Annotated in this window: 1 protein-coding gene (only partly in view); it reads right to left on the bottom strand. The window is 59.9% G+C overall.

Annotated features, from left to right (window positions below):
• Positions 1-25,367: the 5' portion of a CARDB domain-containing protein gene (locus tag Mal15_RS15000; RefSeq protein WP_147868522.1), read on the bottom strand. The gene continues 12,043 nt to the left of window position 1, outside the view; only the first 25,367 of its 37,410 coding nucleotides appear in the window; it begins with the start codon at positions 25,365-25,367; the stop codon falls past the left edge of the window.

Below are 25,367 nucleotides of genomic sequence, written 5' to 3'. Positions count from 1 at the left end.
AGGTCGAACTCCTGCACCGTTCCATCGCGCAACCGCCGTCGGTAACCTTCTTCGGAAACGGTCATGACCGAAAAGTCGTTGACCAACGGGGTGAAGATCTGGTCGTCTTCTTGCGGCGCCAGGAAAATTTGTTCCAATCCGTTTCCGTCGACCAGCAGAGCGCCACTGTCACCTGGATAGAGCCGCAGATAATTGGCCAATCCCCATCCGGCGCCGAACGCGGACTCCGTTTGATTGACGTGTGCATATGGAAACGTTTGGCTTTCCATTCGTCCGACGAATGTCTCGCCACTGCGACGGAGTAGCCCGTATTCCACCTCCATCGTGTACAGCCCGGTGGGGGCATCGGACAGGTTGATTTGCAGTCCTGCGCCGTACGTGAAATCTTTCTTGGCTTTGGGAAGCTTGAATAGATTTGTGTCCTCGGGAAGATCGTATTTGACCGCGTCTTCTTTCGACAATCCGTCGGCGGTGTAGCGAACGCCGTCCTTGTCGATTGCAATCAAACGATAACCGAGTCGATCTTCCGCAGCGTCGTAGCGAATCTGGTCGAGTCCTGAGAGGTTGATGTGGTAGATCGGACGCGGGTCGGCGCGCAGCGAGTCGTAGGACCACTGGAGGGCACGGACCTGTTCCTGCGATCGATACCCCACCAGGGTGTGCGATTCGCTAAGTGCACCGCTGTGTACTTCTGCGGTCGCCGAGATGCCGGCTTCGATGGCAAGGGCTTGATTGGGGAAACTTAACAGGGACGTGGTTTGGTTGTAGGGCGTTGGTGCGAGCGCCAACAAATCACCTTCGATCGCCGGCTGCACCGACACGCCACGCGGTCCGTCGCCGGCCGGCAACGGTGCGTAACGATTGGGCGACTGCCCATCCGGCCCGATCGGCGGAATCCCGTAGAACGTTGACCCGTTGGAATTGTAGAAATGAATGTCAGCTGCGACCGCGGTCTTGGGGAACACGCGATCGATGGGAACGGTTGAAAGTGCACCACGCAATAGCGCCGACAGAGGTCCCGAGTTTGCCGGATCTTCGGGCAAGAATTGCGTCCAACTCGGCACCGGATCCGCTTTCGCGAGATCTTCGATGTGTGCAATCATCGCGGCCAGATTGTAAGCTGTGACGAGATCCCGGGTCTGCTGTGCTGCCAAGACCAGTCCGCTTTGAACGGCGACCGCCAAATCATCAGTGAATCCGTTGGGGATTGGATCCGTCGCCGCGACAAGACGTGGACGATCTAACGTCGTATCAAAGTCACCCAGAGGATTGCGGATCACGCCGATCGTGCCACCGGCTGCTGCCAAAAAGAACTCCGTCGTGTTCGTCGTCTCGTTTCTGACGGTGGGGTTGTAGACAAAAAACGGGCCGACGCCCGGATCTGCTTTCGGGTCTCCGGGGGTAAATTTCCGATAGCCTGTCACGAGCGCATACGAGGGGTGTTCGCCGATCGCATCTTTGAACTGATCTTTGGCGACAAACACGACGCCTTGGGTGTTGCTGACACCATGGACCTGCGTCGCACGCCCTTCGGTCAATCGGGGAATCGCTCCAAAGGTGTTGAAGTTGACATAGTCGGGATCAAACGCACCGCTGACGTCTTTGCGTAAAACGGTCAAACCATTGGCGTCGGAGACGCGGTCGCCGACCAAGATCACATCGGGATCATCGGTGATGGTCAATTCGTAGGGACCGGGTCCGACTCGTGTCACACCGAGCAGATCTTTGGGATCGACTTCAGGAGTTTCGATCAGATTTCCTTCATCGTCGCGAAGCTTTACCGAGATGACGTGGCCGTGGTTCCCCGTGCGTCCGCGGAACAAGTCCTGCGCCGGCGCTGCGACGAATAGGCGATCTCCCGATTCACTGATCGCGATGCCTCGCAAGCCGAGTTGTCCGATGCCGAAGTTGCTTCCGATGTTCTTGGGGATCGCGATCGTGTTGATAACGGTGTGATACTTTGGCGAAAACGAATCCGCGTCGATCACATAGATGGCGGCCTTTTGAAGGTCCGTGACATACAGCCGTCTGCCCGTCGGATCGGTCGCGATGTCGAACGGCTTGGCGCCGACGGGCAATTGAATCGCGTTAACGCCCTTGGTTCCGTCGGTTTCCGCGTTCTCGGTGTCGGGTCGCGTGTCGATTTGCCCTAATGCGATCGCATCGACGACCGCCACCCCCGCGGAGGCTTCCAGTGTCACATAGAATTTTGTCCCGTCGAGTGATGCGAGCGTCTTGCGCGGTGCCAAATCCCGCGTGGTCACGCCGTCTCGAAGACTGATGACGGCCTGGACCCGCGGATGAAGCTTCGTGTCGCTGCCGGGAGGCAGCGGATCACACGTCTCGCCAGGTTGATTCCCCTCAAGCGTCGTGCACACCGTGTGAATGAACAACTCGTCCGGGCCAACCGCCGCGGACGCCGCATAACGCTGGTCACCCAAAATCTGGATCGGGTTACTGGTGATCTCCTGTCGTTTGAAAACTCCGTCAAGCGGGATCTCCATCGGACGCGTGACGGTGATCGCTGCGCCGGATACCTGGGCACCGTCGGGCACATCGAATGACAGGATGTCCCCCGAAAGTCTCAGATCGCTACCGGGGATGCGAATGTCCTGACCACCGATCGCGAGCCGTTTGCCATCGGTGTCAAACGTATCACGACCGCCGATTTCAATCGTCACGTAAAGGTCTTTCAGATCATTGCCGAGCGTTTTGTCGCCCGATTTCGGCGCGTTGGCATAGGGGTTTTCGATGAGAAAATCCTTGCCTTCGATTTCCAGCTCAAGGGCTTTGCCAGCTTGAGTCGGGAACACCAGTTTGCCGTTGATCAGCGATGGCGGTGTGTCGCGGGGTTCGGTCCGGTTGAGTGACGGCAGGATGATGGTCGGGTTCTGGCCCGGTTGGATTTCAACACCACGCGAATCGACTTCGACCAATCCCGAGGGCCGAGTGTCATACGACGCCATGGTGTACGGAATCGAAAATGGCAACGGGACCTCCCACAATCCATAGGCGTCGTGGCCGGCATAGAACTTCGTCGATCCGTCATTGGCACCGTTGCGATCGGTTTGCATGCTACTGACATAGTCACCGAACTGCGGATTGCCACGTGTCGACAGACGTGTTGAAAGGTCCGACATCGCTGTCAGGCTAGATCCCAGCGTGGGGACCCCGGCGAACCAAATCCCGGCTTGGGTTCCACGGAATGTGTGGCCGAGTACCGGGTTTCGTCCACCCACGCCCACGTTCGGCGGACTAGTTGTGTGAACGCGGCCGTCAGAATCGACCGTCATCGAATCAACGATCATCCACGACAGTTCCGGCGTCGCGTCTCCCGTTTGCGGATCGGTCAGTGTGACTTCGACCGGAGTGAAGAGATAAAACTGGTCTCCCGTTGAATAGCCCGATCCGACTTCGAGCGAAACGCGAACCGGAAACTCGTTTTGCTCTGACAATCCCTCGATGCTGAATCCGCTGTGGAATTGGAAGTGGGGAGGCAATTCGTAGGGCAACGCGGTTTCGTCGACCGAACCGACGGTCAATGGAGTCGCCTGATCCAGGGTTCCCGGAGCGATCGAAACCTGCGGACCGTCGATCAGACCAAAGATCCCGCCTTCGGTTCCAACCGTCGCGGTCGATTCGTCAATCAATTCACTGACGGTGAACTGGGTCGTGTAACTGGTGCTGCCGCGGATGACGATGACTTCCGTCGTGCCCAAACCGACCGCTGTGATCAGTCCGTCAGCGGAAACGCTCAAAACATCGGGGTTCTCCACGTAGTATTCCGTTTCGGCATCCGCAGTGACATCCGTCACACTGGTCGCTTCGCGCAGACGCACCAAGAACGGTCGTTGGTCGCCAAGTTCGAGCGAATAGCTGTCCGGATAGACATCGACAAATTTGATGTCTGGACGATCGACGCGTACCACCGTTGCGGTTTGAAGCCCGAACGCCGTTGCGACGATCGTGGCGGCCCCCTGCTGTTTGGCCAACACCAATCCGTTGTCAGTTGCCGTGGCGATCGCCGGATCGACCGAGGTGTACACCACATCGGTTGCTGCGATCGGCAGTGTCGAACCGTCGGCCAACTCGGCAAGGACCGTCAACGAGACCGCCGAACCGCTGCGGACTTCTGGATCGCTGTCTGAAAACCGCAATCCGACGAGTTGCCGACTTGCCTGTTCGATTACGATCGTCTGGGCGGCAGAGTCAGTTACGCCATCGGTCGCCGAAACGGTCAATTGGCCGTTCGTCCCCACCTGGTCAAATTCGAATCGCAACAGACCATTGCCCAGCGCGAAAAGTTCACCGGAACCAACCTGTGACGCGATCAACATGGTCGCGTCGTGCTCCGGATCTTTGACGAGATCCGATTGCAGCAGGATCAGACTTGAGCCCAGCGTCGACTGTTGAATCGAATCCGCAGTGATCATGGGGCGCTGATTGGCGACGTAACCGAACATCGCGCTGGCCGCCGCCTGATCCACCGAATCAATCACTCCATCACGATTGCTATCCGCGGAGAGAACGTAGTTCGGATCGCCTGCAAGACTGCCCAAGGCACCAGCCAATGCGGCGGTATCGGTCGCATCAACAGTCATATCACCGTCCAGATCACCGGGCAGGTACAACTGCAATTCGTAGTTCGTTCCGCTCGTTCCAGACACCGCGATCTGGTAGGTGCCAGGACGCTCGATGCTGTAAAGCTTGATCGGCCGCGAATCGATTCCCGTTGTCGTCACCGCGGTCAGCCCCGCAATCTTCGCGTTGGCATTGTCAAAGCCCTCGACGATGTCCACGCCCAGATTGATTCCGCCGCTGGGACTGCTACGGAGTTCTCCTTCGGTGATGGTGAACGCGTACGTGTCAGCACCGGTTCCCAGTGTGCCCGTGATCGGGGCGGCCAGGAATTGACGTGTGCCGCCCAGATGGGGTTGGATTGACATGACGGTGTCGACCGAACCGTCGCTGTCGTAGCTGATCGATTGGCCCTGCGTTGCGTTGGGGCTGATCGTCGTCAGACGCGAATCCGTGTCGTAGCCGTAGAAGCTTCGATCGCCTGTCGATGCATCGATCGCGACCGCCAAATGGCCGCTGTCGTCATAGCGGTAGACGAAATGATGGCCGTTCGGGCCGACCAATTCGCTGATCCGTCGCTGACTGTCGCGGACGATCGTCAATCGGTCACCGTTGGGCGCGACGATCCCGCTGTCGGTCACCCGCAGCGACGTTCCGCCGCCGGCCGCCGTGATACGCACCAGCGAAAAGGGGTCAGGCCTCTTTTTGGCAGAATAGGCAAATTCGTCGCCGCTCGGAGAAACGAGGGTGAAGACGGTCTCGCCGGTGGGGACCAGCGCCGGGCTGTAAGGGAGTCCGCTGCCGACGACGTAGTAGCCCGTGCCGGCTTTGCGCAGGTTGGCATTGAAGCTTTCCAACGTCCAGCCGACTCCCGCGTCGGCTTGCCAGGCGGGCGCAAAGGTGGTTACGCTGCCGGACGAGATCGCCGTCGGCGCGAAACTGAATCCCACGCGCTCGCCGTCGGGCAGCGTCAGGTAAACCCGCGCGTCGGCGGTCATCGCTGCAAACGCATCGCCCGCATCGCCGCCAAGATCGAGCGACAACTGCGGATCAAACAGCGGCAACGTCCACCGCGAACCGAACGCGGAATTCGCCGAAGCGATCGTCAACGAATCGTGCACCCGCGTGATCGGTACTGTGATACCGCCCAGTGAGACCGAAAGATCGGTGACGGTTTCCAGCAGGACACCGGGCTTGGTGGCCGAATTGATCTCAATGTCATGTTCGAACGTCGATGACAAGCCGCCGAAATCGCTCGCCGTCACCCGCAGGCTGTAAAAGCCGTTGGCAAACTTCGCCGGGTCGAGTTCGACGTTTTCGGTGATGCTGGTCGTCCCCTCGCCGATCAACCGCACCGCTCCGCCGCCGCGGGGCACGAGTTCGATGCGATACTGGGCCAGTCCGGTGTCGGAGATATTGACGATCAGATCTCGCGGCTCGGTGAACACCGGCGGAGCGAGTTGTAACACCTCGATGACCGGAGCTTCGAAATCGCTCGGATCGCGAACAAAAATCGGTTTCGTGGTCGTCGTCGTTCGGCCTTCGGCATCGGTCACCACGGCCGTCGCCGTGAATCGTCCGGGTGCGGCGGCCACGAAGGGGCCTCGCCCGAGAGCATCTAACGTGACCGGGGTGCCGTCAATCGAGAGGGTTGCGCCGGAGAGTTCGACATCGCTGTCGGCGATCGGCTCGATCGTGATCGGCTGTCCCGGAGTGGCGGGAAAGCTGGGCGTGGTGACGAGTTGCACTTTGGGACCGGCTGGATCCAACGAAGCCACAATGGTCAACGGCCGCTGCGTGCTCGTTTCGCCATCGTCGGCCGTCAATCGGACGGTAAACGTGCCGGCGTGGAAACTGGCTGCGGTCCAGCGAATCACGTCATCCGCGTCCAGTGTCGCACCGGCCGGCAGATCGCTCGTCGTAAGTGTCACCGTATCGCCGTCGGGATCTGTCACGGTGATCGGGATTTCAAGCAGGGTTCCGATTTGAGCGTTGCGCAGTTGCGGTGCTGTGATCACGGGCGGGCGATTGGTTGCTGCCACGGTCACCGACACATCGATCGTATCCTTCGCGCCCGACGGATCGGTCACGCTGAAGGGCAACGTGTAATCGCCGGCCGAATCAAAGTCGACGTCCCAAATGACGGTGCGCCCGGCTGGATCAAAGTTGAATCCGTCCGGTGCCACGCCGTCAAAGCGGTAGATCAACGTTTCGCCGTCGGGATCACCCGCCGAGAGCGTGAACACCAACTGATCGCCTTCGCGGGTGAACAAACGCGGCAACCGACTCAACGTCGGCGCTTGATTGGTGTTGGTGACCGTCACCACCACATCTTCGCTGCGTGACCCCGCCCCGTCGCTGACGGTGATTCGAATGCGATAGGTGCCGGCCTGAGTCTGGCTGGGAGTCCACTGGAATTGTCCCGATTGACCATCGAATCGTGCTCCACTGGGCAGGCTGTCCACGACGCCTCCGACGACCAACCCGGCTTTAAAGAACACCGGGTCACCGTCGGGGTCGGTCGCAGCAGCGGTCAGTTGCAACGTTTGTCCCTCGGCAACCGTTTGCTGTCCGATCGGGTCCAAATTCGGACGGACGTTGTTGTCACGAACGTTCAGCGTGATCGTTCGCGTTTCGGAAAGTTTGAGTGCGTCGTCACCGTTGCCGCTGTCGGTGACGGTAAAGGAGATGGAGTGCGTTCCGATGTCGGCGGCCGTCGGGGTCCAACTGAATTGATGTCGCCCGTAAACCCCGGTATCGACCAGCGAAGCACCGGTCGGCAATCCAGTTGCAGTGACGTTCAAGGCGTCCTGGTCTGCGTCGGAGATCCGCAGGTCAATGACGAACTCGCGGTCGACCAACGCGACGGAATCAAAGAACGGCGCGAACACCGGTGGTTCGTTCGGGCTGGTGACTTGCAACGTGAATTCAGCCGACGACGTCAACGGCAACGCGCCGGTTGTCTCCTTGGAGGTGACCGCGACCAGGAGATCGTCGCGGTCACCCGGTTGCGGTGCGAGGGACAACAATCCGGTGCCATCACCGTTGTCGGTAAACGTCGCAAAATCCGGCAATCGTGTTGCGCCGTTGAAGGTAACCGAGAGCGCCAACGGCGCCCCCTCGAAGTCGCTGGCCGAAATCGGGATGTCCAGTGTTTGTCCGACGGCGACTGACTGTGCCGCCACATTGGCGATTTGCGGCGGGAAGTTCGCATCGGCGACGGTCAACGAGAGCATCACCGTGTCGGTCGTCGGCACGCCGGTCCCATCGCCGTCGTCGGTGGCCTGGAACGTGATGTTGTAGTGGCCTGAATCATCAAAGCCCGGTGTCCACGTCAACAGTTGTGTGGTGTCGTCGTAGTTTGCGCCGGCAGGCAAACCGGTCACGACGTAGGTCAGATCGGGAATGAAGCTTTCAAAGTCGACGAAAAAGTCCTGGGTGTTGGCCGACGGCGTCACGGGTGCGACGGGGAATTCGGGATCAAACGCCGCGACCCGCAACTGGAACGATTGTCCCTCAAAAATCTCAAACGGATCGATCGCCGGGAAGCGAACTTGTCCATTGAGATTGTTCACCGTCAGCACCGTTTGTGTTTCCGCGAGGGTCTGACCGTCGTCGACAAACAGTGTCAGTTCATAGACGCCGTGTTGGTCAAAACCGGGCGTCCACTCGAAGATCCCTGTGTTGGGATCCAAGAACGCGCCGGGCGGCAAATTGGGCGATAGGTATCGTAAATCATTGCCATCGGCATCTTCACCAAACAGCCGAAACGTGATCTCGTCACCTTCGTTGATGGTTCTTGAGGGAACAGGTGCGATCGTCGGCGCGACGTTCTTGTTGGCGATCACGATTTGAAAGCTGACGCTGGTTTCGACGAAGCCGTCGCTGGTGCTCAGTATGACATCGTCATAGACACCGGCCTGATCGCCTGAGGGTCGCCATCGCAATGCCTGGCCGAAGGGATCAAACACGGCACCGGGCGGCAGGTTGTCGGCAAAGTAGAACAGGCTATCGCCGTCGGGATCAAAACCGCTGACCGGGACTTCGATCAAATCGCCTTCGGTTGCCAGCACGTCATCGATCGGCGAGATGACGGGGGCACGATTGGCGCCCGACACATCCACCGTCCACACTTGGCGTCTGTAGGCTCCCCGGGCGTCGTAGGCTCGTAGTTCGAAATCCACTTTCGGCGATGTTGCTCGACCTGGCATCCAGGCCACCACTCCGGTATCCGGGTTCACGCCGGCCCCTGCCGGTCCTTGCGCCAACACATATGTGATCGTTGCACCATCGGGGTCTTCCGCTTCGGCCGAATACTGGTATGCCACGTCTGCGTTTGCGGCCAACCCTGGTGTCGTCCCAAACACCGGCAATTGGTTCGGCGGCAACGTAGCAAGAATCCGTGGATTGAAATCCAGATCCAACAGATTCGGGTTGGCAATCGCGACCGTAAACCACTGTGAATTCGCCCCGGCGGGCAGCACCGTCCCATCGCCCAGCACCTGATAACCGTTGGCACCGGCCGGCTGACCGGCGTGATCAAAGAATACGACGGAGTTGTCACCAAGATCGTCGAACACAACGTTGATCGGTCCGGCGATGTCAAAGTCGGCAGAGTTGCTGACCATGACGTCAAACAGCAGCGTGCCGTCGGCGCGGTTGATGCGTGTGTTGGAATATGAAACGCGCGTCGAAATCGAGACGTCTTCGAAAACGCGGAACGTCGTGGTGAAGCCGTTGCCGCCGATCGGAATTCCCTGTTCACTTTCCACCGTCGGCGCGACGGTCAACTCGTATTCCGCCGGCGGCAATGTTTCGAACAGCAGCTGCGCCGACCGTGTGGCTTTGTCGTAACGCACCGCGCCGATATTGACACTTTCGCCGGTCTCCCTGTTCTTTAAACCATAGTTGGAAGGATTGTTTCCGCCGGCCGGATCGGTCAGGTTGGTGGCGAGCGCGACATCGAAGACAAGTTCCGCGCGGTTCATCCCTTCAGCGATCCGGGTTTGGATCACACGCGGCGCCGCGACGGTAAAGAAGACATCGATTTGCTCGCCCCGCGTGACCAGGAATCGGCCATCATCGATCGGCTGAATGCCTTCCACTCGTCCCCGTCCACCGGTCGCGATCTTGGTTTGTCGCAGCGAAATCGGATCCAGTACCGTCACGCTGCCTTCTGCCTCATGGCCGACCAACAGCGCACCTTCCAGCAGTGACCCGGTCGGGCCAAACGCGATGGACTCGGCACGTCCGCTGACCGTGGCAATCGATTCGGCGCGGCCGCGAAAATCAAACCGCAACACCTCGCCACCTTCCGGCCACGCCGTTCCGTACAGTGTGCCGTCGGCGGCAACGGCCATGGAGTCGACTCGGATTTCGCTGAAAGGAGTCAGCTTGCGGGTCGCGGTGTTGAAGCGGCTGATCCCGCCGGTCGTGGAAACATACAGCGCCGTCTCGCCGGGAATCGCCGCGATCCCCAACGCCACTCCCGCTCCGATCCGATCTAACACCGCACCGGTGTTGGGATCAAGCTGCAACAGCCCCTGGCCGCCGGTCGACGCCCAAAGCTGTCCTGACGCATCAAACGCCAGTTCATAGATCGGAGTCGATGTGGGGTAGGATTCCAGTCTGTCGAGCGTGTCGGATGTCGGGCTGGAACCCTGTCTCAGTCGATACAGCTCGTTGCGCCCCGGTCCGCCCGACACGAAGATCGTCCCATCCGGACCAACCGCCATCGCCAGGGCCCCGATTCCAGCGCCACTTTCACCCGGGATGGTGGCAAACCGCTCGGCCGCCAGCGGGCGAATCACACGCGTGAACCTACTGGGCTGGGTTGCACTGGTTCGGGAGGGAATTCCGAACGCGGCTTCTTGGAACAAGCGATCGGCTACCGTGCCAGGACCGGCATCCGCTTCGGGAATCACCACGGGTTGGACGACGCTGACCGATGGCGCGCTGCCGAGATTGATTTCCGGCAGAAGTCTTGGCACACGCACACCTTGGGCGACGGGTTCGACATTTCCCGCGTTGTCGATCGCGCGCACCAAGAACAGCGGTTGTTCGCCCGGATCCGCCTGATAGACGTACGAGGTCTGATCGGTGCGGTACAACACGCTTCGATAGCGGGTTCCGCCGTCGCGTGAAACGAGCAGCGAATACGTCGCGACACCGCTTCCATCGACGTCGTCGACGGCCGACCAGGAAACTTCGTATCGATTTCCACCCAGTGCCGTGGTCGTCACGGTGCTTGTCGGTGCCGCGGCATCGAGTGTCGCGATCGAGACGCGGCTGTCGACTTCCACGCCGCCGTCGATGATCGACCGCGCGGTCATGCGGATATCATCCCCGGTTGCCAGCGGGTTCGAATCACCGGCCGCGACCACGTTGTTCGCCGACGCCCAGAATCCGACGGTGACCTGCTGGCCGGGCTGCAACAACCCGATGGCGGGATCTACCGGCGGCAGACCGTCACGACCGTCGATCGCCCGTAACAGGTATGACGCCACGCGGGTGTTTGCGTCCACGCCGGCGGTGACTTGCAACACGTATCCGTCGGAATCAGTCAAATCAAATTCGCCGACGAAATTCGGTCGACCGGGCGGCAGCGAGATCGAACGACCGCCCAGTTGGATGTCGGCGACCTGGAAACTGCGTTCGTCCAACGTGTCGTCCAGTGGGACCAAGATGCGAATCTCACGCGCCGCATCAACGGCATCACTGTCGTACGTCGTTTCAACGGTGTAAGGCAATGGCGTCGCAACCGGTACAAAATTTTGGTCGCCGAATCCCGTCGGCCCGGTCAACGTCGTTGAATCGCCGACTTGGTTGCCCAGATCGTCCAGGTTGAAGGCGATTTCATCGGCGATCTCGCCTGCCTCGAAAAGTGGCGGCGGTCCGGCCCGCAGGGTAAACGTGACGAAGGACGTCGGGTTGGCTAGCCCCTGATCAAAGTCGTCGAAGTCCGCCACACTGCCGCCACCGGTCGCGTCAGGCGTGTGACCGTAGAAGCCGCGAATCAGTTCGATCAGCGCGCTCAGGTTGTCACTGGCCGATGCCAGCGCGGTTCCGGCATCGTCGACGATTCCGGTTCCGGTTTCCCCGCCCATCAATCCGCCGATCACGGTGAAGAATGAATTGATCTTTTCCGCTTGGCCGTCGGCAACCGGAGGCGTATCTTCGGGCCGCAACAATCCGCTATCAACCAGTGCTTGCAGGTAAAGCGTGCTGAACGCTTCGGCGTCACCGGCGATCGAAACCAAGGCCGATTGGGCGCGTCCCAGGAACGAAGCGGGAACGTCAATGTCGGCGGCCAAGATGGCGTCGCGAAGCTTGGCCGCTTCACCGCGTTGATACTCCAGGTACTCATCGGCCGTCATCGGTGTCGATGCCGCGGCAACATAGAAGTCGAACCCCAGATCGTCTAATTCGAACGGGCTGAGGTTCTTCAGGAATTCAGGATCCGTCTCCAGCAGCTCTCGCAGCCCCGGATAGATCGTCACGGCCGATCCGATTTCGGTCACACCTTGATTTGGCAGATCGATCGCGACGCCACGCGCGGTCAGCACGCCGGAAAGATTCAGCTCCGGCACGACACCGGAAAAATCGAACGTGCTGATCGAGTCGAACAGCGGTGCAACGGTCGATGCATCACCGCGCAATCCGCTGGCGAATTCGATCGCCGGACCGGGAATCAAATCGGGACGGCGGTTCTGCACATTAGGAAACGCGAACTCCATCAACGTGTAGGGCGTGTCGACATTCGCCAGGTTCTGGACAGCGAACCCGTAGCCGCCTGTCGCGCCGAGATCGATTTGGCTGGGGCCCCCGACGCCGACATTGACCTGCAACGGATCAGCCGATTCGACCTGGAATCGGTACGGATCGACCGCGATTCGCCCATCGGGATGCAGGACTTGAACGTCGTACAGGCCATGCGGGGCGTCACGCAAATCAAACACGGCGACAATCTTCGTCGCGTCGATTCGGGACACCGAAACCGGCGCGAATTCGGCCAAGGTCGGTCGCACCAAACGGACCGCCGCTTGTTCGGGGAATTCGGCGCCGCGAATCGTCATCGTCACGTACCGATCGTCGCCGCCCGAATCCGGCGTCACGTCGGTGATGCCGAATGGCACCCGAGTGGCGATCATCGTCACCGGGTATTCCTGACGCGCCCGCGGATCGTTCTCCTCAACATCCACTCGAACCCCACCGCGGGCGAGCACAAAGTAGCGTCCGCCGAGCGTTTCCGGGATGACCAACGACTGATCGGCCGACAGGTAACCTTCGTAAGCGGCATCGAAGTCAAAGGCGGAGGGCAATCGTTCATGGGCCGCATACAACTCATGCCGGCCGACACCGGTCGTGCTGTCCAGATCAACGCGAATGGTTTGACCGGGCGAGACGTCTAACTGAAACAAACGGCTGACACCGACGGCCAACTGTTCTTCCAGCGGGATGTCCAATCGCAACAGCGGTACGGTGATGTTGACTTCGTCGGCGGACGTCGACGCGTTGTTGCGGTTGTTTTCGCCCTCGACGACGTCATCGAAGATGTCGGTGCGAACGATCACCCGGTACCCGTCCGGCAGTACCGCGGGGACTTCAAAGTCAAGCGATGCGGTGTAGGAATCGCCGGGCTGCAAGGTGCGTGCGGAAAAGGGTTCGACGCGTCCGAGGAAGCGATCGCCGATGTCCCAGGTGTTGTCGGCCGACAGATAAACGGCGTCGGCGATTCGCGCCTGGGCCTTTTCGTCGCCACGGTTTTCGACGGTCCACGAAACCGTCAACACATCACCCACGCTTCCCGATGTCGGCGTCGAAATGTCGATCACCTGCAAATCCGATGGCGGCGGTTGGACGATCAAGATCGGCGTTGCGGAAACCGTGATGTTGTTCCGTTCGTTGGTTTCGATCACCTCGCCATCGGGGCGATTGGAACGCGGAATATCCGTCGCGACAATGATGAAGTAATCGCCGGTGATCCCGCGCGGCAGCCAAGCGGTCTGGGTGATCGATCCGGTTTGGCCTGCCGCCAACGCCTCGTCGCGGCGAATCTGCCGGACGAAGTGATCGCTGGAAACGTCCAGCAATCGATCACGTGACAAATACACCCGATCATAGAAGGGGACTTGCGAATCCGGGATCACGCCGCCATCGTTGCTGTATGTGTAAGTGAACGTGAAATCGTTGCCGACTTCGACGACGTTGGACGGCGGGTCGTCGGGGCTGATGAAGTCGACCGAATCGACCACCAAGTCCGGTGCCGGGACGAATTGCACGTCTAATTGCACGCTGTCCCGATTGTCGCCTTCGTCGTTAAACTCCTGGACCTTATTGCCGCCGCCTCGCAATCGCGTCCAGCCTTCGGCGATCGGGTACGGCAGCGAATAGAGCGCGGCGTTTCGATCGACAAAGGTCGCATCGGTTTCCGCGATCACATGAAACTCCCCGCCGATGTTGTTTGGCACACGGACCTGAAGTGCGACGTCGTAGCTTTCCCCGATCCCGAGTGCTTCATTTCGCCGGAACGCCCCCAGTTCGATGTCATAGGCATCGGTCGAAGTATCGGTCGACAAATAGACTCGATCGTGCCATTGATCCACGCGGGTGACCCGAGTCCCCGCGTTGGTGACCGTGAACGCGACGTCCATCAGCGAACCGCTGTCGGGACTGGTCGGAACCGCTGACAGATTGGAGATCACCAAATTCGGTTCGGCATACTCGATCGCGATGATGTCCGACGAATCAGAGTTGTTCGATTTGCGCCCCGCTTCCCACGTCTTGTCGACAAAGTATTGTGGCCAATCCGGGAAGCCGCTTTTTGCGAATGCGTTGAGTACGGGTACGCCGCGATACAGGTCGACGTTGGCGAACACATGCGCGTACCAATTGCCGCTGCTGCCCGGCGGAGATGCGACGACCATGCTGGCGTTGTAAGAACCGTCGGCTGCGATCGGGGCGTTGAGGACCTTGGCGCGGGAACCGACCAAGATCGCACGGCTGGCGTCAAAGACGGGGTCTTTGGAGAGGTAAACGTGTTGCTTGACCGATTGCGTGACCCCATCGGTCGCGGCGTCACCCGAATTACGAACGGTCCACGAGACGGTGATCGGTTCCCCGGATTTGCTGGTCGGCGACGCCGTGACATTCTCCACGACCAAATCTGCGATCGTATCTTCGACCGGGGCTTGAGCGGCGCCGACGTTGTTGTCGGTGAACGGTCCCTCGTACACTTGGACCAAGGTGTTGGTCGGCCCGGCCAAAATCTCCAATAACTCACTTCGTGAAAACTGTTTCAGGTCTCCGATCTCGGTTTTGCCGATCGGTTTTCCCGTCGCCGATTCGATCCGTTTTAACACCGCGGCGACTTCCTCCAGGAATTTTGCTTCTTCGGTCAGAGCGACGCGAGGGTCGACGTTCGTCCTGACAAAAAAGTGGCTTCCCTTGGCCGACGGCGGCAGCGTGAACTCGACCTCCTGCGTGTACTCATCGCCCGGTTGCAACCGCCCGGCATGTGGAATCGCGAATACAAGTTGATCGCCGGAATCGAAGACGTCGTCGGCGGACACATAAACCGCATCGGCCCAGTTTTCACGGTCCGTCGCGACCGTTCCGATGTTGTCGACCGTCCAATCCAACGCCACCTTTTGTCCGCCGACGATCGGCTGATCGGTGGTCACGTTCAGTTGCCGCACCCGCAAATCCGACGGCGGCGTCAACAGGATGTTGATCGGAGTGCTGGTGTAGTTATTTCCGTCCAGATCGTTGGGCGCATCCGGATTGGTGTTCTCGGCAAACGACGCTTCATAGACACTGCGGTAGCCGTCTGCATAAACCGTCAAGAAATACTGACCGGTCAATCCCTTGGGGATTCTGACCGTCGCCTCGGCTTCGTACGACTGGCCGACTTCCAGAACGCCGCCATGACGGTGCGAACCGATGAACCGATCACCGCGCGCCGCATTGGGACCGTCCAATCCGAGCGTCAACCACAGTTGGTCCGTCCAGGCCCCCGGATCGGTCACGCCGGCGCCACGATTGGTGACTTTGTAGCGAACGGTGAAGGACGAATCGTCAAAGGCGTCGCCGGGGCCGTTGATAAACTCCGCGACCAAGTCCGGCGGCGGAACCGGATTGGCGTCGATCGCGATCGCCTGCGCGTCGCGGTTGTTCCCGTCATTGGGGAATTCATCCACCGCGTTTCTGGCATCGGTTTCGACCAACACGAACCAGTTTCCAGACAGCGCGCGGGGGATCGGAAAACTTGCCGAACTGCTGTACTCAGTTGCCTGCCCGGAGGTCGTCCCGACGTATCCGAGGGCAGAACCGTTTTGCAGTTCTCCCAACAGGATCGCCCCCGATGTGCTGCTGGCTGACGACGACAACCAAACGCGGTCCACCCAGCGGCTGCCGCCCGATGGAGTGTCTGCGGTGCCTGCGTTGCGGACGGTGAACGCAACGTCGATGCTCGTTCCGGCGGTCACCCCGGCGGGATAGTCGCTGGTCACGTCGACACGCAAATCGGCGCGTGGTTTCAGATTTAGCTGGAACGGGTCGGAAAACGACGTGTTGTCCAGCTCGTTCGCTTCGAGTACCCGATTCGTGACATCCGATTGGACGAACAAACGGAATTGACCGATCGCACGCGGCAATCGCACCAGTTCGGTTCGCCGGACCGATTTTCCGGGCTCCAGCGGGTCGGCGACCGTAAACCGCCCCAAATCGAAGGTCTGTGATCCATCGGTCGACTGCAAATAGACGCGGTCGGTCCAGCCGTTTTCCGTGATCCCGTTCGCATCATCGGAATCATTCAGGATCGTCCAGCCGACTTCGATCTGTGTGCCATCGAGAAACCCTTCGGGCGAGTCTGGCACGGTGATCGATCCGTCTTGGACGACCAGATTGGCCGTCGGCGGGACGAACAACACGTCGACGGAATCACTGCGGCCTTGGTTGCCGCCGGTTGCATCAAGGCCGGAATACAAGAACTCGTACGGTCCTCCGGTGCGGACGAACACGTAGTACTGCCCATCCAAATCACGGGGCAAATCGAACGATTCGGTGCGTGTGTACGATCCCCCGACGGACAACGCACCGCCGTGGGTGCTGCTGCCGATCAATCGCAGCCCGCTGCCGTTTTCGTTCTTGCTGACATAGATGTAGTCGGTCCAGGTGTCGCGGTCGGTCGTCGCGATGCCTCGGTTTCCGATCGTCCAATTGATTTCCAGTGGCAACCCGGCCGTCACGGACTGACCGCCGGTGACGGAAACCGATTCGACGAACAGGTCACTGTAGGGCCTCGTGGTGATGTCCACGTTCTTATCCGGCGAGCCGGTGTTGCTGGCGTGGCCGTCGAGCTCGTAAACGACATCGCCGACGTCGGTTTGGACGAATAGCGTGAACCGCCCGTTGGTTCGCGCGGCCAGCGGAATGATCTCGGTACGCGTGTAGGACTGCCCAACCGGGACGGCGCCGAAGTGTTCGAAATCGCCGAGCACGATGTCATCGGCGTCGCCCAGGATCGCGTCGTTGGACAAGCCGACGCGATCGGTCCAACCGGATTGGCGTCCGGGACCCGAACCGACGTTTTCGACCGTCCACGAGACCGTTAAATCGACCGGGTCGCCGATCAACAACTCTGGCGCGATCACTTGGCTGACGGTCAAATCCGCGTAGGGGAAACTGGTGACGTCAATCTCCAGCGACGCGTTTCCGGTCGACTCCCCATCGCCCTCATTGACCGAGTTGTCCGCATCGGGAACGACGATCAAAGAGTGTGTCCCGGAAACGCCGTCAGGCAGTGTCACCGTCAACGTGTTTTCCATCTGGGCGCCGATCGCCAAACCGCTCGACACCGCGATTTGTCCCAGCGCGACATCATCATTTGAGAGTGCATTGTCGCTGGACAGATAAAGTCGTTCGATCCACGCCCCGCTTGTCGCCGCATCGCCGTCGTTTCGCGTTGTCCAGTGGACCGTCAAGGCTTCTCCACTGACCGGACTGGTCCCTGAATCGATGGCGACACCCTGCGAAACCAGATCGGGCAGCGGAGTCAACGCGACATTCACTGTCCCCAGGCTGGACGAGACGTTGTTGTCTTCCGCAGTGGGTTCATCCACACGGTTGGTCGCATCGGTTTCGACCAACACAAAATAGTCACCGGCGGCAACGTGTGCGGGAATGACAGGCATCGCCGACGTCGTGTATGACGCATCCGCCGCGAGATTCCCCGTGTGGGTGTAGTTGCCCAGGAAGATGTCGCCGCCCCCGCGGACATTGTCGGTGCTCAAGTACAACCGATCGGTCCAACTGTCGACCAGCGTGGTCGCGGTCCCGTCATTACGGACTCGCCAGGTGACGCTGAGCGTGTCGCCGATGAAGGCGCCGACGGGGATCGAGACCGCGTCGACGATCAGGTCCGCGGGCGGATCGGCTTGGGCGATCGTGATCGCGGTTGACGCCGTGTTGTTGCTCGAGTCGTCCTCGTACACCTGGTTGGCGTGGTCGGTTCGAACAAAGACGTAGTAGTCGCCTGCAACCCCGAACGGGATCGATGCCTGGATCGACGCCGAGTAGCTTTCGCCGTCCGCCAGATCGACGTTGCGGGTGACGCTGCCGAGAAATCGGTCGTCGCTTCCGCCATAGACGTTGTCGGCGGAAAGGACGACGCGGTCGGTCCATGGATTGATCGCCGACGCGCCGCCGTTGTTCTGCACCGTCCACTGGATCGTGACCGAATCGCCGTTTTGCACCGCGGTCGGCAGCGCCGGCGCGGTGACTTCCAGATCCGGTGCGGCAAACGTGACCGTTCCCCGGAACACATCGTCGTCGGGTTCGCCAAAGTTTCCGTCGCCGTCTTGGTCCATCCGATTGCCGGCCAAGTCGGTGATGATCGGTCCGACTTGAAAAGAGTACACGCCCAACTTGTTCTGCGTTCCGAATGACACGCGGACCTTGTTGACGTCCATCGTGACAACCTGGTTGACCGGAATCGCGCCGGCGGGACCGGTGAAGGTGACGTCTTGGGGGGTGAAGCTGCCCGGGACGATCGCCTCGTCGAACGTGAAGTCGATGAAGGCATAGGGTTTGCTGACGAAATCCGGCGTGTACGCGATGATCGAAGGCCCGACGGCGTCGATCGTGAACGAGGCGTTGAACACATCCTGGACCGCTTCCCCGGCGACACCGTCTCGATCCTGGTCCATCGCCAATCCGGCGAAGTCATCGATGTCGGGGCCGATGGCGAAGGTGTACGTTCCGCCGGCTGTTTGGGCGGGAAACGCGAGCGCATAAGAACGGCTGCCGATCGGTGTGATGGACGTGATGCCGATCGGTCCATTGGGACCCGTGAAAACGATGTCATCGGTCGTAAAACTGTTCAACCGAACCGGTTCGCTGAATGAGATTTCGGCAGAATTGCTGCCGGGGCCGAGTGTCCCAACGGGGGAGAAACCGGTGACGTAGGGACCGCCACCGGCAACTTGCAAGGTACCGATGTAGCGGTCTTCCAGTTCGCCGGGAACCGCGTCACCGTCACTGTCCATTCGGTTGCCCGCCGGATCGGTGATGTCGGGACCGACAAAGATCTGGTAGTCGCCATCTTCGGTGGTTCGCTGAACGTTGACGCGATACGTCGTCGCATCGACCTGCTCGATGGACGTCACCGTGACTTCGCCGCCGGGCCCGATCACACGTGCATCGCTGGTAGCAAAACTATTGGGATCGATCGGGACGTTGAACGTGACCGTGAATTCTTCAAACGCACCATTGATGGTCGTCGTCGGTGATTGGGCGACGACGCGGAGCGGATCGCGGGCGACCGTGATCCGGCTGATGTATCGATCCTGCACCGGTTCTGCACCGACGCCATCGTTATCCTGATCGTGCCGGTTGCCTTGCAAATCGGTCGCGTTGGGATCCACGACCAACAGATAATCGCCGTCGGACGGTTGTGGGGGGAAACTGATCTTGAAGGTTTTGTTGGACTCATCCGTTGGATCAACGGACAGAATCTGAATGTCACTGGCCGGCGGAACCGGGTTCGTCTTCACCGCCAATCCGGCGCTCGCTCCGACCAGTTGAAAGGTGGACGCATCAAACGTCGCGACTTCGCCCTCGGCCGCCGCCAACTCGAATCCAAGGCCGCCGGTTTGGTTAAACATCACCATCCGCAGCGGGTAGTCGCCGGCGGCCGGGAAATCGAACACGTGCAAGTCCGTCGCGATCGCCCGGCCAGTCGGGAACTCACCAATCCGCCCGTCGATGTCCAGCCGATACCCGTCGTCGCTGGCGACCGCAAACGTCCACTTGCCGGCAGTCGGAATCGTGATCGTGGCACGCGCGTCCAACACGATATAACTCGCGTCGGATCCCGATAGCGGAATCGACTGATCGGACGGGAAATTGCCGGCCGACGTACCGTAGTTGATCACCGGTGCATTGACCGATTGCGTCGATGCGTGCCGATTGACGTCGTCGATCACCGCCAATGCGCCGCTGAGTCCGCTGAAGGCCGTGGTCGATTCCACCACCGACACACTGAATCCGTCGATAACTTCATTTGGATCGTAAGCATCCCAGGCTGCGACGCCTGCCGGATCGAACAACTGGATGTCATCGACCGACAGCGAATCCGGATCGATCGGCTCGTTGAAGGTGATGTCGATGGACGACAGCACGGAGCCGGTCGATCCCGACGGCGACTGACTGATGACGCGTGGACCGAACGTGTCGATCAACAATGACAACTGAAAGACGTCGTCGACCGGTTCACCCGCAAGAGCATCGGCGTCTTGATCCATCAACGTGCCCGCCGTCCCCGTGACGTTCGGCCCGACGGAGATGACGTAGGTTCCCGCGTTGATTAAAGGTCCAGACAGGGTGACCAGGGCGGAGTATTCGGTGACGCTTTCGACATCGACCGCAACCACCGTGGACGGCCCGGAAATGTGAATATCGTCGACGCTGAAACTGGCCGGATCGATGGGGCGGTCGAAGGTCACCAAGAACCGGTCTTGGGGAACGAACGGGGTGAGTGTCCCTGAGTCACGCAAAGACACGATGTCCTGGTCGCTGACGCCCCGATCGACAATCGACACCTCGTCGATCCGTCCGTCGAAGAAACCCGCATTATCGAAGGTTGTACTTCCGAGGCGGGCACCTGCGGTGGATGGCACATAGTCGGGGGCCGCGACGCTATTTTTCAACACGCCGTCGATGAAAACGTGCACCATTCCATCACGAAGCGTTGCCGCAACATGTGTCCACACGCCGACGGTTGCTGCAATCCCGCTATCGACCCTTTGGCCGAATTCGAACACCGCCACGTAATTGCCGTTGTAAATCGAAATCGACCAGTCGCGCCGGGACGACTGGCTGCCCGCCAGCCCCACCCAACCGGTTGCCGCGACAGAGTTTGGATTGACCCACGCGGCAATGGTCCAATCGCCCTGCGGTGCCCAGCCGCCCAGGTTAATGTAGTCGCCATCTCCATCCAGCAGGAACGAAGATCCGCCGGATCGGCCAGGACCATAACTGGCCTCGCCAACCGGAGTTCCATTGTGTAATCCGGTCTCGTCGAGCGCGTTGTTGGTCGCTTCGTAACGATGATGAACCGGCGCGGTGGTCGGAGCCAGTCGTTGCATCGAAACCACACGCGGGCCGATGGCTCGCGCAGGCGGCGAGGTCAAGAATCCGGCGTAGTCGACGTAGTCCGAGACCAGTTGACCGGCAGGATTGTCATTGATCAATCCGTCAGCGCTTGACGGATCGTGTGGCCCGCCGGAGCTGGCCCACCAGTTGTTCTGAAAGAAGGCGAGTCCGGGATCGGTGCCGTCATGGCGAACCGCGATGGTGTTGCCGAGAAAGGTGCTGTGCGAGACGTTGGCGGATTGGCCGTTGAGGACATAAATTCCAATATCGCCGGAACCATCGTGGGCAAGGATATCCAAATCCGTTGCCGTCAGCGTGCCGTTGACCACGACGATCGCCGATCGAGCCGCGCTGTCAGATTCCGTGGTCGAATCCAAACGGCCACCGGTGTATGTGACGCTCGCCCCGCCTTCGATCCGCACGCCGCCGCCGTAAGACGATTTGATATCGACATTGGTCAGGGCCATATCCGTCCTGACTTCGATCGCCTGTCTTTCACCGGAGGAGATGCCGTTGCCATCGGAGTCACCGGCATAGCGGACGATCACGTTGGCGAGCTCGCTGCCCGCCGAGTCGATGTAGATCGATTCCCAAAAACCTGGATAGGGCCTGGTCGAATCGCCGTCACCGGTCACATCCCCACCGACGGTATCATCACTTGCGGCGGTGAAGTAGATCGGATCGGACGGTGTCCCGAGCGCGCGAAGTGCTCCGTCGCGGGCCCAGAGGTATGCCGCGCTGTCAATCTTGATGACGGTCCCGGCAGCGATTTCCAGATCCGCAGGTGTGGACTGCGAATCGGTTCCTAACGTCAGATTGCCGTTGATGACGTGAATCGGCAACTCGCCATAGTCCCAAACCCGGCTCTGTGTCAGCGTGCCGGATTGAATCGCGATTCGATCTCCCCCCAGATTGCCATCACCGGTCAAACCCGTGACCGACGGAGCGGCATCAAGTTCGAAGTAGTAGGCCGCACCGACGTTTCGAAACGCATGGACGTTCTCAAGCGTCGGCGTGGCCTGACGAACGTTGACACCGTTGGAATAGCCATAGGAAACGCTGACGTTACTCAGTCGACTTTGCGTCTCCGGCTCGCTGCCGTCGTGATACAGTTCGATCGAACCGACTTGGCCTCCGGCGATTCCGTTGCCGTCGGTGTCGCCGGCATAGCGCACGTGAACATGTTCCAGGACATTGGACGGGCCGATCAAGTACAGCGATTCCCAGTAGCCGGGATAGGGTTTGGTCGCTGTTCGGTCGCGATTGGAATCCCCGCCGACGGTGTCATCGGTCGCGGCGGTGAAGACGATCGGATCGTCCTCGGTGCCGACCGCGTGGATGGTGCCCTCGCGCGATTCGAAGAAGTACGCGTTAGGCATCTTGATCACCGTGCCGGCGGCGATCGTTAACGTGACGGGGTTGCTTTGGGCATCTGACCCGACGAAGAAATTGCCCGCCGTCAAATGAATCGGCAAATCACCGTAGTCCCACGACCGATCTTCCGTCAGCGTTCCGGACTGAATCGCGATCTGATCGCCACCCAGGTTTCCGCGACCGCTCAGCCCCGACGTTTGGGGATCGGTGTCAAGTTCGAAGTAAAACGGGACGCCAAAATTGTCCTGGGCATGGATGTTTTGCAGCACCGGATCGCCGGAGCGAAGGTTGATCCCGTTGGAATATCCCTCGGAAATCCGCACGTTGGTCAAACGCGTTTGCGCGGCGGGATCATTCCCGGCATGGCGAAGTTCGAAACTCCCGACTTGTCCACCGGCAATCCCGTTTCCATCGGTGTCGCCGGCGTACCGGATCTCGACGTTTTCAAAAATGTTTCTCGGACCGTCCAGATAGATCGATTCCCAGTAGCCGGGATAGGGCGTTGTCACATCAGCGTCGCCGTTGGAGTCACCACCGATGGAATCGTCGGCGTGGGCTGTAAAGACGATCGGTTCCGCTGCCGTCCCCAGCGCATGGATGGTTCCGCTGTCGGAAAACATGTAGTAAGCCTTCGGCATTTTGACCACCGTTCCCGCTGCGATGGTCAACGTCGCCGGCGTCCCGTTTGAGTCTCCGACGACATAATTTCCTGCCGAAATGTGCAGCGGCAGGCTTCCGTAGTCCCACGTCCGGTCGAATTTCAGCGTGCCAGATTGCAACACAATCCGATCGCCGCCGGCATTCCCCCGTCCGGTCAGTCCGCTGACACTCGGGTCCGCGTCGATGGCGAAATAGAAGGGGACGTTCAACGAATTTTCGACATGAACGGTTTCAAGAATGGGGGTCCCGACGTTCACATCCACACCGGTCGAATAACCGTCGGAGATCCTTACATTCCTGAGCTGAATTGCCGTCGTCGGATCCGTGTTGGCATGATTCAAATGAACCGAAGCGACCTGACCGCCCCCGATCCCGTTGCCGTCGATGTCACCGGCGTAGCGGACTTCGACATTTTCCAAGACGCTTCCGGGGCCGTTCAGGTAGATCGCTTGCCAGTATCCACGGTACGGTACGGTCGCATCGAGGTCGCCGTTAGAGTCCCCGCCGATGGAATCATCATTGGCCGCGGTAAAGACGATCGGTTCGGCGGGTGTCCCCACCGCGTTCAATGTGCCTTCAGGCGTCAACAACGTTCGGCCACGTGGCATCTTGATGACCGTGCCCGGCGCGATGGACAACGTGACGGGATTGCCCTCGGTGTCGGACCGCACGTAGATGCTGCCATCGGTCCAGTGCAGCGGCAAACTGCCGTAGTCCCAGGTCCTGTTTTCGGTCAAGTCGCCGGTCTGCAGAACGATGCGGTCTCCGGCCAGATTGCCGGATGCCGTTATGCCGTTGGTGATCGGATCGGCGTCGATGTCGAAGTAGTACCCATACCCCAATCCATCAACCACGTTGACCGACTGCAAGGTCGGTGAACCATGCAGCACATGCACACCATTCGAGTAGGCGTTGGTAACGCGGACATTGGTGAGCCGTGCTTCGGTTGCCGGGTCGGTCGCAACATGGTCAATCCGAATCGACTCGGTTTGACCACCGCCCACCCCATTGCCGTCGGAATCGCCCGCATAGCGGACTTCGACGTTTTCAAGAACGTTATTGGGACCGGTCAAGTAGATCGATTGCCAGTATCCCGGATATGGTACCGAGGCGTCGGCGTCGCCGTTGGAATCGCCACCGACCGAGTCATCCGTTGCGGCGGTGAAGATGATCGGTTCATCCGGGGTGCCGACCGCCTGAATCGCGCCCTGCGGCGTCAGCAGCGTCCTGCCGCGTGACATCTTGATCACGGTGCCGGGTGCGATCGACAGTGTGACAGGATTGCCTTCGGAATCCGATTGCACATGGATGCTGCCATCGGTCATGTGGAGCGGAAGATCGCCATAGTCCCAGGATCGATCTTCGGTCAGATTGCCGGTCTGCAGGACGATTCGATCTCCGCCTAAATTGCCCGATGCCGTCAAGTTGCTCACGACCGGAGACGCGTCGATGTCGAAATAGTACGCGTAACCTCGACCGCCGCTGACATCAACCGACTGCAGGCTCGGTGCCCCCTGTAGCACGTGCAAGCCGTTGGAATAGGACGCAGTGATCCGGACATCATTCAAACGTGTCTGATCCGATGGATCGGTAGCCGGATGGTCGATACGAATCGATTCGACATGCCCACCCCCTTGCCCATCCCCATTGGTATCGCCGGCATAACGAACTTCGACGTTTTGTAGCAGGTTGCCGGGCCCAGCGAGGTACAGTGATTCCCAGTGACCAGGATAGGGTGCTCCTTCCACACCGGGTGTCAAATCTTCACCGACCGTGTCATCCAACGCACTGGTAAGAACAATGGGTTGTCCCGGCGATCCGACCGCCTCGATCGAGCCGTTTCCGGTCAACCATCGTCCTGTTTGAAACTTGACGACCGTATCTGGCTGAATCGTCAGCTTTGATCCGGCCGGAACGGTGACGTCGCCGGTGACATGAATGGTCCCCGACCAAGTGTCGTCGCCGGCCAGTGTCCCCGAAACTTCGCGGGCAAGCAGGCGTCGGGCTTCCAGTGATTCGAGCCTGCTGCGGCGGGTGGGAGTTTTTTTCTTCTTGCGCTGCTTGGAGGGGCGGACAGGTCCGTGTTTGCGCCACTGGAACAT

Source organism: Stieleria maiorica, from assembly GCF_008035925.1.
Lineage (GTDB): Bacteria > Planctomycetota > Planctomycetia > Pirellulales > Pirellulaceae > Stieleria > Stieleria maiorica.
This window is presented reverse-complemented; position numbering and strand designations above follow the sequence as displayed.